Genomic DNA, 15339 nt, shown 5'->3' with positions numbered 1-15339 from the left:
ACCCTCTGTTAAGTGTGGCGTGGGTATTTATCCCCGCTGGAGTGCGCAGCAGTCCCCTCTTCTGAAGGTAAGAGAAGGGCCGCTACGCGCCCCATCGGGGATAAATCCCCTCGCCACAATGATATTCAGCGGTAAAACAACGAGTACCCCACCTGCCCCACCGCTTCATTGAGCAACTGCCCGCTCTGCCAGATCGACTTGAATTCCGGCAACCAGCCGCCAAACGGGCGAGCGTTATCCGTACCGAGGAAACCCACCGGTGCCGGCACCACCTCGAAACCCGCCTGCTCAAAGCTCCACACTGCACGCGGCATGTGCCACGCCTGCGTCACCACGACGACCCGCTTGATCCCTTGCGGCAAGAGGATATCTGCCGTCATCTTCGCGTTCTCCCATGTGGTGCGACTCTCGCCTTCCTGCCAGCGCACCGTTACGGCGAAATCATCACGCAACGAATCTGCCATCAATTTCGCTTCGGTCGGCGGCGTGCCGTAGTGCAGGCCGCCGCTGGTCAGGATCGGCAGGCCCGAGGCCTTGGCCAAGCGTGCGGCGTAACGCTGACGCTCAAGGCCGACGCCGGTCGGCTGGTCTTCGCCCCAGGCCAGATCACCGCGCTCACGCCCCGAGCCCAGCACCACAATCGCATCGGCGCGTTGCGCCAGCGTTGCCCATTCCTGCCGCGCCAGCGGCGGCTCTCGTTCCAGCGCCTTGGCGCTCCACTGCACGACCACCGGCAGGCTCATCAGCCACAGGCCGCCAAAGCCGAGGGCAAAACACACACCCGCCAGACGCGGCCGCGAGCGGCGCAGCCACCAGGCGGCCAGCAACAGCAGCAAAAGAATGCCGGGCGGCAGTAAAAGTTGTTTGATGAAATAGCGAAAGGGCATCGGGCATCTCCAAAGATGCCCGAAGCCTAAGAGTGTTGATTACGCGTTACAACCAGTAGGCCGGATCCTGTTGCAAAAGATCCGTTTCATGACCTGCCATGCGCTTACTTGGCCTGCACAGAACGCACCTTGCCGGTGTCTCTGCGCGGCGCCTTGTCCTTGAGCCAGATGACCTTGGCCGAATGTGCTGCATCGAGCTGCTTCACTGCTTGAGACAGGCATCCCTGCGTTTCACGTTCACTGCGATCCAGATAGGCCTTGACCAGTTTGAACTCGGCGGGACTCAAGCCACGCAATTCCAGTTCCAGGGGGCGCTCGTCGCGCAGCCGGTCAGCGGTTTTCACGGCGTCCAGCGCCATGCCCAGACGATCGATCAACCTTTCATACAACTCGGGTTTCGTTACGTTCTTTTTCCGTTGCTCCACCATCCCTCACCTCATTGAAGATAAGACTCACTCCCCAATTAGAGCTTAGCTTCGCTGCACGAACCGGCTACACGCCGCGACCAACGGCCCTCGTCGGCCAAAAGGTCGGGCAAACAGCTGTAATCAGGGTTTCCCTCGGCCAAGCGCGGTCATGTATGCTACGGCGCTTCCTGTCATTCCACTTCCAGCGCACCCGGGCCATCCCGGATGCCGCCGTCGAAGAGGATTAGGCCACCCCTATCCAGTACAAAAGTAGCCATGCACGAACAATATCAGCCACGTGAGATCGAAGCCGCCGCCCAGTCGTTCTGGGATGAGCAAAAGTCCTTTGAAGTCAGTGAACAGCCAGGCAAGGAAACCTACTACTGCCTGTCGATGTTCCCTTACCCCAGCGGCAAGCTGCACATGGGCCACGTGCGCAACTACACCATTGGCGACGTGATCTCGCGCTACCAGCGCATGCAGGGCAAGAATGTTCTGCAGCCCATGGGTTGGGATGCGTTCGGCATGCCGGCGGAAAACGCCGCAATGAAAAACAACGTAGCGCCCGCCAAGTGGACCTACGAGAACATCGCCTACATGAAGTCGCAGCTGCGCAGCCTCGGCCTCGCGGTGGACTGGTCCCGTGAAGTGACCACCTGCAAGCCGGACTACTACCGCTGGGAACAATGGCTGTTCACCCGCCTGTTCGAAAAAGGCGTGATCTACCGTAAAAACGGCACCGTGAACTGGGACCCGGTCGACCAGACCGTTCTGGCCAACGAGCAAGTCATCGACGGCCGTGGCTGGCGCTCCGGCGCGCTGATCGAAAAGCGCGAAATCCCGATGTACTACTTCAAGATCACCGCTTACGCCGACGAGCTGCTGGAAAGCCTCGACGAACTGACTGGCTGGCCGGAACAGGTCAAGACCATGCAGCGCAACTGGATCGGCAAGTCCCGTGGCATGGAAGTGCAGTTCCCGTACAACGTCGATTCGATCGGCGAAGCCGGCACCCTGAAAGTCTTCACCACCCGTCCGGACACCCTGATGGGCGCGACCTACGTCGCCGTGGCTGCCGAGCACCCGCTGGCCACCCTGGCCGCGCAGAACAATGCCGAGCTGCAAGCGTTCATCGCTGAATGCAAGGGCGGCAGCGTCGCTGAAGCCGATGTCGCCACCCAGGAAAAGAAAGGCCTGCCGACCGGCCTGTTCGTCGAGCACCCGCTGACCGGCGAGAAACTGCCGGTATGGGTCGCCAACTACGTGCTGATGCACTACGGCGACGGCGCGGTCATGGCGGTTCCGGCGCACGACGAGCGCGATTTCGAGTTCGCTCACAAGTACAACCTGCCGGTGAAATCGGTGGTGCGCACCAGCTCCGGTGACAGCAACCCGGCGCCGTGGCAAGACGCTTACGGCGAGCACGGCACGCTGATCAACTCCGGTGAGTTCGACGGCCTCGACTTCGCCGGCGCGTTCGACGCCATGGAAGTGGCGCTGATCAAGAAACAACTGGGCGCCTCGCGCACCCAGTTCCGCCTGCGCGACTGGGGCATCAGCCGCCAGCGCTACTGGGGCTGCCCGATCCCGATCATCCACTGCGCCACGTGCGGCGACGTGCCGGTGCCGGAAGATCAACTGCCGGTCGTATTGCCGGAAGACGTGGTGCCGGACGGCGCCGGTTCGCCGCTGGCGCGCATGCCCGAGTTCTACGAATGCAGCTGCCCGAAATGCGGCGCGCCGGCCAAGCGTGAAACCGACACGATGGACACCTTCGTCGAGTCGTCGTGGTACTACGCCCGTTACGCCTCGCCGCATTTTGAAGGTGGCCTGGTAGAAAAATCCGCCGCCGACCACTGGCTACCGGTGGATCAGTACATCGGTGGTATCGAACACGCCATTCTCCACCTGCTCTACGCGCGCTTCTTCCACAAGTTGATGCGCGACGAAGGTCTGGTCAGCTCCAACGAGCCGTTCAAGAACCTGCTGACCCAGGGCATGGTGATCGCCGAGACCTACTATCGTCGCGAAGCCAACGGTGCCTACACCTGGTTCAACCCGGCAGACGTGGAACTTGAGCGTGACAGCAAAGCCAAGGTGATCAGCGCCAAGCTGAAATCCGACGGCCTGCCGGTGGAAATCGGCGGTACCGAGAAGATGGCCAAGTCGAAGAACAACGGCGTCGACCCGCAGTCGATGATCGACCAGTTCGGCGCCGACACCTGCCGCCTGTTCATGATGTTCGCCTCGCCGCCTGACATGAGCGCGGAATGGTCCGACTCCGGCGTTGAAGGTTCGCACCGTTTCCTCAAGCGCGTCTGGCGTCTGGCGCAAGCTCACGTCACCCAGGGCTTGCCGGGCAAACTGGATATCGCCGCTCTGAGCGACGAGCAGAAAACCGTGCGTCGTGCGATTCACCTGGCGATCAAGCAGGCCAGTCATGACGTCGGCCAGAACCACAAATTCAACACGGCCATCGCTCAGGTGATGACGCTGATGAACGTGCTGGAAAAAGCCGCCCAAGGCACCGAACAGGACCGCGCGCTGCTGCATGAAGGTCTGGAAGCGGTGACCCTGCTGCTGGCGCCAATCACCCCGCACATCAGCCACGAACTGTGGAAGCAGTTGGGTCACGCCGATGCGGTGATCGATGCAGGCTGGCCGGCCGTGGACGAAAGTGCCTTGGTGCAGGACAACCTGACCCTGGTCATTCAGGTCAACGGCAAGCTGCGCGGGCAGATCGAAATGCCGGCCAGCGCCACCCGCGAAGAGATCGAAGCCGCCGCGCGCGTCAACGAAAACGTGCTGCGTTTCGTCGACGGCCTGACCATTCGCAAAGTGATCGTGGTACCGGGCAAACTGGTCAACATCGTCGCCAGCTAAATTGGATCGGCTGCCAGGCTCGCCTGGCAGCCAGTAAAACCTTTCGGGCCGCAGAGTCGGCTCACCTGGTTTCAAGGGGAGCAACACAATGATCAAACGCAATCTGCTGGTGATGGGCCTCGCCGTTCTGCTGAGCGCCTGCGGTTTCCAGTTGCGTGGTACCGGCACCAACGAACTGTCGATCAAGGAAATCGACCTGAGCGCGCGTAACGCTTATGGCGAAACCGTAAGACAGCTGCGTCAGACGCTGGAGTCCAGCGGCGTCAAGGTTTACAGCGGCGCGCCGTACAAGCTGTATCTGGCTGACGAGCAGGAAAGCCAGCGCATTCTCAGCTATGCCGGTGCCGGGCGCACAGGCGAGTATCAGGTCAACACTGTGCTGAGCTATGACATCCGCGGCGACAAAGACCTGTCCCTGATCAGCGACAAGCTCGAAGTGCAGAAGGTGTTCATTCACGACGGCAACAACCTCGTCGGCTCCGATCAGGAAGCCAACGACGCCCGTCATGAAATCCGTCGCGAGCTGGTGCAACGCATGATGCTGCGCCTGTCGCAGCTGACCCCGGGCCAGTTGCAGCAACTGCAGCAAACCGCCAACGACCGCGCCAAGGCTGAAGCCGATGCGCTGGAAGCGGCGCAGAAGGCTGAGGCGGAAACTCCGCGTCAGTCGCCGCTCGAAATCCCGCAGCAGTAAGACGGTCGGGGCGCTCAGGCGCCCCGCTCGCCCTTCTTTATGAAGCTCGCTCCCGCGCAACTCGGCAAACACCTGCAAGGCGCACTCGCGCCGGTCTACATCATCAGCGGCGATGATCCGTTGCTGTGTCAGGAAGCCGCCGACGCCATCCGCACCGCTGCCCGTCAGCAAGGTTTCGACGAACGTCAGGTCTTCGCCGCCGACGCCAATTTCGATTGGGGTACGTTGTTGCAGGCCGGCGCAAGCATGTCGCTGTTCGCCGAAAAACGCCTGCTGGAACTGCGCCTGCCGTCCGGTAAACCTGGCGACAAAGGCGCCGCCGCGCTGATCGAATACTGCTCACGCCCCGCTGAAGACACTGTCCTGCTGATCAGCTTGCCGAAGCTCGATGGCAGCGCGCAGAAAACCAAGTGGGGCAAGGCACTGGTCGAAGGCCAACAGACCCAGTTCGTGCAGATCTGGCCGGTGGATGCCAATCAGCTGCCGAGCTGGATTCGTCAGCGCCTGTCCCAGGCAGGCCTGTCGGCCAGTCAGGACGCCGTCGAATTGATTGCCGCGCGTGTCGAAGGCAACCTGCTCGCCGCCGCCCAGGAAATCGAAAAGCTCAAACTGATGGCCGAAGGTGGGCAGATCACCATCGAAACCGTGCAGGCCGCCGTAGCCGACAGTGCCCGGTTCGACGTGTTCGGCCTGACCGACGCGGTGCTCAACGGCGAACCGGCCCACGCCTTGCGCATGCTTGAGGGCCTGCGCGGCGAAGGCGTCGAACCGCCGGTGATCCTCTGGGCACTGGCGCGGGAGTTGCGCCTGCTGGCCAACATTTCCCTGCAATACAGCCAGGGCACGCCACTGGACAAGTGTTTCAGCCAATCGAAACCGCCGGTCTGGGACAAGCGCAAGCCGCTGATGAGCAAGGCACTGCAACGCTACTCGGCGCAACGCTGGGCGCAATTGTTGCTCGAAGCGCAGCGTATCGACGCGCAGATCAAGGGCCAGGCGGCGGGTTCGCCGTGGATGAGCTTGAGTCGTCTGGCGTTGTTGATGGCTGGCCAGCGCCTGACACTTCCTGCCGAATAACCTGTTTCCCGCATAACGGCCATTCGCGAGCAAGCTCGCTCCCACATTGAAATGCATTCCAAATGTGGGAGCGAGCTTGCTCGCGAAAGCGCCAGAACATTCCTACACAACAGGCACTGGACAGACGCCCAACATCGGCAGATTATTTGCCGCGCCAAACCCACTCAATCCAGAGAACCCTCATGAGCAAAAAGCCAGCAAAGCATGGCCCCAACAAGGCCAAATCCATCGTCGCCCAGCCCTTGTTCCGCAGCCGCCAGGAACGACCAGCCAAGGGCAAAGGCAGCTACCGCCGCGAAGCCTTCCGGTCTGACAACCGGGAGGCTTTTTACTTTCTGGCTGCCTGAAGCGCACCACCCCCCGCTCATGTTAAGGTCTGCACCTGATTCGTTTCCCCTGGAACTGTGCATGCCCCCAAGTCTTTCCCGTCGTTGGCCCGTGCGCCAATTGATCGCTGCCTCCAGCTTCATCCTGCTTGTCGCCTGCGCGGAAAAACCCACCGCCGCCGATGCACAGCCGCTTCAAGCCGCCCCGGTTACCACGGCCCCAGCGATTATTCCGCCGGTAGTGCCGTCCGCCGACCCGCTCGATATTCAACCGACCCAGACCTTTGCCGAATGGCAGGCGGGCTTCCGCAAGGACGCCCTCGCCGCCGGGATTCGCCCCGAGCTGTTCGATCAGGCATTTGCCAACATCAGCTTCGACGCCAGCGTGATCCGTGCCGATCGCAGTCAGCCGGAGTTTTCCCGCCCGGTGTGGGAATACCTCGATGGTGCGCTGTCACCACTGCGCGTCCGCAAGGGCCAGGCGTTGATCAATCAGTACGCCGACATTCTGCAAAGCATCGAACAGCGTTATGGCGTTGATCGCCAGGCGCTGGTGTCGGTGTGGGGCATGGAAAGCAATTTCGGCCAGTTTCAGGGCAGCAAGTCGGTGATCAACTCGCTGGCCACCCTTGCCTACGAAGGCCGTCGTCCTGGCTTTGCTCACGCGCAACTGATCGCCGCCCTGCAGATTCTGCAACAGGGCGATATCACCCCGGAGAAGATGCTCGGTTCCTGGGCCGGCGCGATGGGCCAGACCCAATTCATTCCGACCACTTACAACACCCACGCCGTGGACTTTGACGGTGACGGTCGCCGCGACATCTGGGGCAGCCCGGCCGATGCGCTGGCCTCGACCGCGCATTACCTGCAAAGCTCGGGCTGGCAACGCGGCCAGCCGTGGGGTTTCGAAGTGCAATTGCCGAGCGGTTTCAACTACACGCTGGCCGATGGCGCGATTCGCAAAAGCGTCGCCGAATGGCGGCAACTGGGTGTGAACCTGCCCAATGGTGCGCAGGTGCCAGCCGGTTCCGAACAACTGTCCGCCGCCCTGCTGCTGCCGGCCGGTTATCGCGGCCCGGCGTTCCTGATCCTCGACAACTTCCGGGCGATTCTCAAGTACAACAATTCGTCGTCGTATGCGCTGGCGGTGAGCCTGTTGTCCGAGCGCTTTGAAGGCGCGGGCCTGATCAATGGCGACTGGCCGAAAGATGATCTGCCGCTGAGCCGCACCGAGCGCATCGAACTGCAGACGCTATTGAGCGCGCGTAATTACGACGCCGGCACAGCGGACGGGATTATCGGCGCCAATACCCGCAAGGCCATTCGCAGTGCCCAGCAGGCGCTGGGCTGGCCGGCGGATGGGTATCCGACGCACAAGTTGCTTGAGAGCCTGCGCGCCCAATAAAAGCATCGCGGGCTTGCCCGCGATGACTGAATGTCAGGCGACCAATTTCTAGACTTTGATCACCACATCCTGCTCCAGCAGCAACTCCTGCTTCCCCGCATCCAGGCGCACCAGCGCGCCCAACGGCAGTGTCAGGTTCGGGTCGCAATGGCCACTGCGCCAGCCCGACAGCACCGGAATCCGCAACGGCTCAAAGGTTTGCTTGAGCAGGCGATTCAGCGCGTCGACCTCCACCCCGGCGATATCACCGACCAGCACACCGCGCAGTCGGGCCAGCTTGCCGGCCAGACGCATCTGGGTCAGCAGGCGATCAATGCGATACAGCGGCTCGTTGATGTCCTCGATGAACAGAACTGCGCCTTCGACATCAATCTCGTAGGGCGTGCCGAGGGTTGCAGCAATCATTGCCAGGTTGCCGCCGAGCAAACGCCCGTGAGCGATGCCCGGTTCGACGGTGGATAACGGATAAGCCGCCGGATGGCTCAGTACACTCCCTGACTTCAGTTGCCCGCGCAGCATGGCGAAGAATGACGTGACGGTCGGCGGCTCCTTGTCGCCGAGCAGGTCGGCATTGAGCAGCGGGCCGTGAAAGGTCACAAACCCGGCGTAGCGACTGATGGCCAGGTGCAGCGCGGTGATGTCGCTATAGCCGACAAACGGCTTGGCATGCCGGCTGAGCAGGTCGTAATCGATTCGGTCGAGCAGACGCGGCGTGCCGTAGCCGCCGCGCAGGCAAATGATCGCGTCGACTTCCGGGTCAGCGAACGCCGCGTGCAGATCGCGCAGGCGTACGTCGTCACTGCCGGCCAGATAGCCGTCCTTCTCATAGACACCCGGAAACACCTTCAGCCCATAGCCGCGCGCGCGCATCCACTGCAGCGCTTTTTCAGTGTCGAGGGCGCCGGGGCCGGCAGGCGCGATGACGCCAATCGTCCCTTCGGAGGGCAGTGCCGGTACGGGTCGGTGGGCAATCAGGGTGTGGCTCGGTCGAACGGTCATCCTTGGGCTCCAGCGGTAAAGTCATGCACACACAGTAGTCAGCTGAAGAGACAAACAAAAGCCCCTTGTCTCAGGCAAAAAAATGCCCGCCGAGGAACCGTCCTCGGCGGGCATTTTTACATCAGCAGTGAATCAGGAACCCAGCAGCTCGGCCTTGACCAGCTTCGCCTGCTCGTCGGCGTGGTACGAGGAACGTACCAGCGGGCCCGAAGCGACGTTCTTGAAGCCCATCTTGTAACCTTCTTCGGCGAACCAGGCGAAGGTGTCCGGGTGCACGAAACGCTGCACCGGCAAGTGACTGCGCGACGGTTGCAGGTATTGACCGAGGGTCAGCATGTCGATGTCGTGTTCGCGCATGCGCTTCATGACTTCGATGACTTCCTCGTCGGTCTCGCCCAGACCCAGCATCAGGCCGGATTTGGTCGGGATATGCGGCATCATCTGCTTGAAGCGTTGCAGCAGGGTCAGCGACCACTGGTAATCCGAGCCCGGACGCGCAGCCTTGTACAGGCGCGGCACGGTTTCCAGGTTGTGGTTGAACACATCCGGCGGCTCGGCGGCGGTGATTTCCAGGGCGATGTCCATGCGGCCACGGTAGTCCGGGACCAGGGTCTCGAGCTGCACGTTTGGCGACAGTTTGCGGATCTCGCGGATGCAGTCGGCAAAGTGTTGTGCACCGCCGTCACGCAGGTCGTCGCGGTCAACCGAGGTGATCACCACGTATTTGAGCTTGAGGTCGGCGATGGCGATCGCCAGGCTTTCCGGCTCGTTGACGTCCAGTGGCTTCGGACGACCGTGGCCAACGTCGCAGAACGGGCAGCGACGGGTGCAGATGTCGCCCATGATCATGAAGGTTGCGGTGCCGCCGGAGAAGCATTCGCCGAGGTTCGGGCAGGACGCTTCTTCGCAGACACTGTGCAGCTTGTGCTTGCGCAGCAGGCTCTTGATGCGGTCGACTTCCGGCGAAACCGGGATGCGCACGCGGATCCAGTCGGGTTTCTTCGGCAGTTCGGTTGTCGGAATGATCTTGACCGGGATGCGTGCAACCTTCTCGGCGCCGCGCAGCTTGACGCCGGCTTCAACCTTGGGACGCGGGGCCGGGCGCTCGGTCACGTCGAGCGTCGGGATCATGGTTTGCACTGCATCAGTAGTCATATCAGTCGATTCCGCCCGTGAGGGTCGTCTGCTCAGCATAGTCGAGGTGTTTGACGAGCTGCGCGCGCAGCCGGGCACTTACCTCGGCAAATTCAATCGATCCTGCGTGATCGCTCAGCTGGGTCATGGCCAGCCCGGCGTAGCCGCAGGGATTAATCCGTCGAAACGGTTCCAGGTTCATATCCACGTTCAGGGCCAGGCCATGAAAGGAACAACCGTGGCGAATGCGCAAACCCAGAGAAGCGATTTTCGCTCCATCGACGTATACGCCGGGAGCATCTGGCTTGGCGGCGGCGGTGACGCCGTAGCTGGCCAGCAGTTCGATCAGGCAGGCTTCCATGCGGCTGACCAGATCACGCACGCCGAAACCCAGCTTGCGTACATCCAGTAACAGATAAGCCACCAGTTGCCCGGGGCCATGATAAGTCACTTGACCGCCACGATCGACCTGCACCACCGGAATATTTCCCGGCAGCAACAGGTGTTCAGCCTTGCCGGCCTGGCCCTGGGTGAACACCGGCGGGTGTTCGACGAGCCAGATTTCGTCGGCGGCAGTATTGCCGCGTTCGTTGGTAAAGCGTTGCATGGCATGCCAGACCGGCTCGTAAGCCATCTGGCCCAGCTCGCGAAAGCCCAGCGTGCCGTGCATCACAACACCATGTGCACGAAGCCGGTCGCCCGCAGTTCGCTGTTGATGTTGTACAGCTGATCCTGATCGGTGGCGACGATGTGCAGCTGGATGGTGGTGTACTTACCGGTGCTGCTCTGACGCTCGTCGATGCGCTCGTCATTAATGGTCGCGTGTTTCTTGACGATCTCGATGATCTGGTCTTTGCGGCCGACGCCCGTATCGCTGATCACCTTGATCGGGTAATCAGTCTGGGGAAATTCGATCTTTGGCGCCTGTACTTCGGTATCGGTCATGGCGTAACGGCCTCTATAGCGCAAGCCGTGGTAACGCACATGGCCCCGCACCGGATCGGGGCGGGGCCATGCAGGTCAACACAAAATCAGTTGAACAAGCCGTAGAAGAATAGACGGATGCTATCCCACATGCGGCGGAAGATACCACCCTCCTCGACGCCGTCCAGAGCGATCAGGTCAGCGCTGTGCACTACCTTGTCTTCCAGTTTGACTTCGACTTTACCGATCACGTCGCCCTTGGCGATTGGCGCAACCAGTTGCGGGTTCATGGTCATGCTGGCAGCGAGCTTCTTCAGCTGGCCTTTTGGCAGAGTCATGGTCAGGTCTTGCGCCAGGCCGGCCTTGACCTGGCTGGTGGTGCCTTTCCATACCGGCGCCTGCGCCAGTTCGGTGCCCTTCTGATAGAAGGTCTGGGTTTCGAAGAAGCGGAAACCGTAGGTCAGCAGCTTCTGGGTTTCAGCCGCGCGGGCCACTTCGCTGTTGGTGCCGAACACCACGGCGATCAGACGCTGGCCGTCACGTACCGCCGAGGACACCATGCAGTAGCCGGCTTCATCAGTGTGGCCGGTTTTCAGACCGTCAACGGTCTTGTCGCGCCACAGCAGCAGGTTGCGGTTAGGCTGCTTGATGCCGTTCCAGAAGAACTCTTTCTGTGAGTAGATCGCATAGTGAGCCGGGTCTTCGTGGATGATCGCACGGGCCAGAATCGCCATATCGTGCGCCGACGAGTAGTGCTCAGGGTTTGGCAGACCGGTCGGGTTCATGAAGTGGGTATTGGTCATGCCCAGTTCGGTGACGGTCTTGTTCATCAGATCGGCGAAGGCGTCTTCGCTGCCGGCGATGTGCTCGGCCAGGGCGACGCTGGCGTCGTTACCGGACTGGATGATGATGCCGTGCAGCAGGTCGCTGACAGTCACCTGCGAACCGACCTTGATGAACATCCGCGAACCGCCGGTGCGCCAGGCGTTTTCGCTGACGGTCACCGGATCGTTTTCACCGATCTGGCCGCGACGGATTTCCAGGGTCGCGATGTACGCGGTCATCAGCTTGGTCAGGCTGGCCGGTGGCAGACGCTGGTCGCCGTTGTTTTCGACCAGCACGTTGCCGCTGCTGGCGTCCATCAGAACATAGGCCTTGGCGGCCAGTTGTGGTGGCGACGGCATCATCTCGGCCGCGAAGGCGGCTGGCGAGAGGAGCAGCGGGACTAGCAGACACAGGCGTTTGGCAAAGGTGGTGATGTTCATCCGTCTCTCGAAATCGCTAATGGAAACTTGCCCGAAGGCAAAACTTATTCAGACAGCCTTCTAACGGGCCATCGCGTGTTCAGTTGCTCACTCCAGTCACCCTTGCCGGGCTTTTGTTCTTCGACGAGCCAACAACCTGGTTCACCCCCCGAATACCGCAAGTGAACCGTCAATCAAGGTCTACGTGTTACTCGGTGACCACGCTGGGCGAACCCAGATTGGCCAGACGCACACTGTTCTGCACCTGGGCGATCTCACCCGGCGAGCCGATCGGCCCCAGGCGTACCCGGTGCAGGGTCTGCTGATTGCGCACGATCGAACTGATGAACACCGGCGCGCTCACCATCCCGCTGAGCTTCGACCTCAGCAGTTCGGCAGCGTCCGGGTTGGCGAACGCGCCCACCTGCAGATACTGGCCAGACGCTGGTGCAGAAGCGTTTTTTTTTGCATCGATCTGCACGGGCACCACGGCCGCGGCGTGTTGCTGCGGCGGCGGCGTCCATTGCTCGACGGTGCCGGCCGAAGCCGTAATCACTGGCGCGCTATTCTGCGCCACTTGCGGCTCGTTGAGCATCAGCGGCGCCGGACGGCCCTTGGCCGCCCACCACTGCTGCGGATCGATGCCTTCGACCTTGACCCGCGCGGTGCCGGTTTCGGCATAGCCGAGCTTCTTCGCCGCAGCATAAGACAAGTCAATGATTCGATCGGAATAGAACGGCCCACGATCGTTGACGCGCAGGATCACCGTCTTGTTGTTGTCCAGGTTAGTCACCCGAACGTAACTTGGCAGCGGCAAGGTCTTGTGCGCGGCACTCATGCCGTACAGGTCATACACTTCGCCGTTGGCGGTGTTCTGGCCATGGAACTTGGTGCCGTACCAGGACGCCGTGCCCGAAGCCACGTAGGTCTTGGATTCCTGCAACGGAAAATAGGTCTTGCCCAGCACGGTGTAAGGATTGGCCTTGTACGGGCCGGTGTGCAGGGTCGGTGTCGCATCCGGGATGCGCGAAACATCGACATCCCACCACGGCGCGCCGTCTTTATGCGCGCGGTTGATGTCCAGGCCCGGTTGGGCGCGGACAGCGGTGGACGGGGTTTTCTGCGTCGGCGTACGGCTGGTCGTGCAACTGGCGACCAGAACTGCCAACGCAGCGAAAGCCACCAGCTTCAGGGGTTTATTGTTAGGCAATGCCTGCATTACTTGACGCCCCGTGCTTGTACCAGCTGTTCAGACAGTTGATGTACGGCCATGGCGTACATCACGCTGCGGTTATAACGCGTGATCGCGTAGAAATTCTGCAGGCCCATCCAGTATTCAGGGCCGTTGTCGCCTTCGAGGCGAAATGCGGTAACCGGCATATCATCGCGCAGCGCATCATGACTTGACCAGCCCAGCCCCCGCAACTCTGCGACCGTCTTCACTGGTTCGATACCGGTGGTCAGGCCTTCATCGGCCTGCTCGCCGCGCACATCGGCGCGGCTGACCACCGGCTCACCGGCAACCCAGCCATGACGCTTGAAGTAACTGGCGACGCTGCCAATGGCATCGTCCGGGTTGTTCCAGATATTGATGTGGCCATCACCGTCGAAGTCCACCGCGTAGGCGCGAAAGCTGCTCGGCATGAACTGCGGCAGGCCCATGGCCCCGGCGTACGAGCCTTTCAGGGTCAGCGGGTCGACCTGCTCTTCACGGGCCAGCAGGAGGAACTCACGCAGTTCCTTGCGGAAAAATTCGGCACGGGGAGGATAGTCGAAGCCGAGGGTCGATAAGGCATCGATCACGCGGAAATTACCGGTATTACGTCCGAAAAAGGTCTCGACGCCGATGATCGACACGATCACTTGTGCCGGTACGCCGTATTCCTGCTCGGCACGGGCCAGGGTCGCCTCGTGCTGACGCCAGAAGTCGACACCCCGGGCGATGCGCGCGTCAGTGATGAACATCGGGCGATATTCATTCCACTGCTTTACCCGTTCGGCGGGTCTGGAGATGGCGTCGAGAATCGACTGCTTGCGTTGCGCCTCGCGGAACACACCCATCAGTTGTTCACCGGCGAAACCGTAGTCGCGGGTCATTTCGCCGACGAATTCGGCCACCTGCGGCGAGCCTTCATAGTCGCCGGCCAGCGCTTCCTGCACGCTCCCCAGCAGGCCCATCAGGCCAACCAGCGGCGCGCATCGAGTCGCCCAGCCACGCATTACTTGCATTGCACTCTTCACCTTATTCAAACCTGTGCGATCCACTTGCGATGGGTATGGATCGACATCAAAACCCCAAACGCTGACAGCAGCGTCACCAGCGAAGTTCCTCCGTAGCTAATGAACGGCAACGGCACCCCCACGACCGGCAACAGGCCACTGACCATACCGATGTTGACGAAAACGTAAACAAAAAAAGTCATGGTCAACGCGCCGGCGAGCAATTTGCCGAACAGCGTTTGCGCCTGGGCGGTGATCACCAGCCCGCGCCCGATCAACAACAGATAGATCAGCAGCAGCGCGCAAATCCCCACCAGACCGAACTCTTCGCCAAGCACGGCGATGATGAAGTCGGTGTGGCTTTCCGGCAGAAAGTCCAGGTGCGACTGGGTGCCGAGCAGCCAGCCTTTGCCGAATACGCCACCGGAACCGATCGCGGCTTTGGACTGAATGATGTTCCAGCCGGTACCGAGCGGATCGCTTTCCGGGTCGAGGAAAGTCAGGACCCGTTGCTTCTGATAGTCGTGCATGACGAAGAACCACATCGCTACCGATACCGGCACCGCCGCCGCCAGCACGCTGAGGATCCAGCGCCAGCGCAGGCCGCCCATGAACAGCACGAAGGCGCCACCGGCGAGAATCAGCAGCGAGGTACCGAGATCGGGCTGGCGCACGATCAGAATGAACGGCACGCCAATCAGCATCAGGCTGATGCCGACGTGCTTGAGCTGCGGCGGCAAGGTGCGTTTGGACAGATACCAGGCGATGGTCGCCGGCATGAGGATTTTCATGAACTCCGAGGGCTGGAAGCGGATCACCCCGGGGATGTTGATCCAGCGCGTGGCGCCCATGGCGTTGTGACCCATGATGTCGACGACGATCAGCAAGACCACGCCGATCACGTAACCGAGCGGCACCCAGCGGGCCATGAAACGCGGCTCGAACTGGGCGATGACAATCATCGCCACCAGGCCGATGCCGAAGGATGTGGCCTGCTTGCCGAGCAGGTCCCAGCTCTTGCCGCTGGCCGAATACAGCACGAACAGGCTGCCGGCGGCGAGAATCAGCAACAGGATCAACAGCGGGCCATCGATATGCAGTCTTTGCAGCAACGTCGCGCGGCGACGCATCACATCCTC

15 protein-coding genes are annotated in these 15339 nt (G+C 61.4%); 5 read left to right on the top strand and 10 right to left on the bottom strand.

All coding sequences use genetic code 11. The annotated features are described in order from the left end of the window. Positions 1–125 precede the first annotated feature (125 nt). Both QMX86_RS04745 and QMX86_RS04740 read right to left on the bottom strand, forming a co-directional pair. Positions 126–887: a YdcF family protein gene (locus QMX86_RS04745; RefSeq protein WP_282387373.1), complete on the bottom strand. Its 762-nt coding sequence runs from the start codon at positions 885–887 to the stop codon at positions 126–128. A 104-nt stretch (positions 888–991) separates the two neighbouring features. Then, positions 992–1315, bottom strand: coding sequence for a hypothetical protein (locus QMX86_RS04740; RefSeq protein ID WP_024014441.1), 324 nt, complete (start codon positions 1313–1315; stop codon positions 992–994). 255 nt (positions 1316–1570) lie between these two features. On the opposite strand from QMX86_RS04740, the gene leuS reads away from it, so the two are divergent. The 5 genes from leuS to QMX86_RS04715 all read left to right on the top strand — a co-directional run bounded on the left by leuS (position 1571) and on the right by QMX86_RS04715 (position 7679). Continuing rightward, positions 1571–4177 (top strand): leucine--tRNA ligase, encoded by a 2607-nt coding sequence (gene leuS, locus QMX86_RS04735; RefSeq protein ID WP_122705977.1) that lies wholly within the window; start codon positions 1571–1573, stop codon positions 4175–4177. 88 nt (positions 4178–4265) lie between these two features. Further along, positions 4266–4871: an LPS assembly lipoprotein LptE gene (lptE, locus tag QMX86_RS04730; protein WP_122705975.1), complete on the top strand. Its 606-nt coding sequence runs from the start codon at positions 4266–4268 to the stop codon at positions 4869–4871. A 39-nt stretch (positions 4872–4910) separates the two neighbouring features. Beyond that, complete coding sequence (gene holA / locus QMX86_RS04725) at positions 4911–5948, top strand: DNA polymerase III subunit delta (RefSeq protein WP_282387366.1); 1038 nt, start codon at positions 4911–4913, stop codon at positions 5946–5948. 182 nt (positions 5949–6130) lie between these two features. Then, positions 6131–6295 carry an alternative ribosome rescue factor ArfA gene (gene arfA, locus QMX86_RS04720; protein ID WP_016773035.1) on the top strand — a complete coding sequence of 55 codons (165 nt, stop codon included), beginning with the start codon at positions 6131–6133 and terminating at the stop codon, positions 6293–6295. 61 nt (positions 6296–6356) lie between these two features. Then, complete coding sequence (locus QMX86_RS04715; protein WP_016773034.1) at positions 6357–7679, top strand: lytic murein transglycosylase; 1323 nt, start codon at positions 6357–6359, stop codon at positions 7677–7679. Positions 7680–7727: 48 nt separating this feature from the next. On the opposite strand, the gene QMX86_RS04710 is transcribed toward QMX86_RS04715, so the two are convergent. From QMX86_RS04710 to rodA, 8 genes are all read right to left on the bottom strand, one after another. After that, positions 7728–8678, bottom strand: a complete 951-nt coding sequence (locus QMX86_RS04710; protein WP_110602897.1) for an LD-carboxypeptidase — start codon at positions 8676–8678, stop codon at positions 7728–7730. 132 nt (positions 8679–8810) lie between these two features. Continuing rightward, a complete protein-coding gene (lipA, locus tag QMX86_RS04705; protein WP_160768663.1) occupies positions 8811–9809 on the bottom strand; it encodes a lipoyl synthase in 999 nt (332 codons plus the stop codon). A gap of 25 nt (positions 9810–9834) precedes the next feature. After that, positions 9835–10482: a lipoyl(octanoyl) transferase LipB gene (lipB, locus tag QMX86_RS04700; protein WP_282386072.1), complete on the bottom strand. Its 648-nt coding sequence runs from the start codon at positions 10480–10482 to the stop codon at positions 9835–9837. Then, a complete protein-coding gene (locus QMX86_RS04695; RefSeq protein ID WP_016773029.1) occupies positions 10482–10757 on the bottom strand; it encodes a DUF493 domain-containing protein in 276 nt (91 codons plus the stop codon). Before QMX86_RS04695 ends, lipB begins: the two co-directional genes overlap by 1 nt. Before the next feature lie 86 nt (positions 10758–10843). Next, the gene (locus tag QMX86_RS04690; RefSeq protein WP_016773028.1) at positions 10844–12001 is read right to left on the bottom strand and encodes a D-alanyl-D-alanine carboxypeptidase family protein; all 1158 of its coding nucleotides are present in this window, start codon (positions 11999–12001) and stop codon (positions 10844–10846) included. A 187-nt stretch (positions 12002–12188) separates the two neighbouring features. After that, a complete protein-coding gene (locus QMX86_RS04685) occupies positions 12189–13199 on the bottom strand; it encodes a septal ring lytic transglycosylase RlpA family protein (RefSeq protein WP_016773027.1) in 1011 nt (336 codons plus the stop codon). Further along, a complete protein-coding gene (gene mltB / locus QMX86_RS04680) occupies positions 13199–14209 on the bottom strand; it encodes a lytic murein transglycosylase B (protein ID WP_071173698.1) in 1011 nt (336 codons plus the stop codon). The genes QMX86_RS04685 and mltB overlap by 1 nt, the downstream gene beginning before the upstream one ends. Positions 14210–14226: 17 nt before the next feature. Then, entirely contained in the window at positions 14227–15330 is a 1104-nt protein-coding gene (rodA, locus tag QMX86_RS04675) for a rod shape-determining protein RodA (protein WP_051600793.1), read from the bottom strand. Between the last annotated feature and the right edge of the window lie 9 nt (positions 15331–15339).

Origin of the sequence: Pseudomonas sp. PS01270, assembly GCF_029959775.1 — a bacterium.
Classification (GTDB): domain Bacteria; phylum Pseudomonadota; class Gammaproteobacteria; order Pseudomonadales; family Pseudomonadaceae; genus Aquipseudomonas; species Aquipseudomonas atacamensis.
This window is presented reverse-complemented; position numbering and strand designations above follow the sequence as displayed.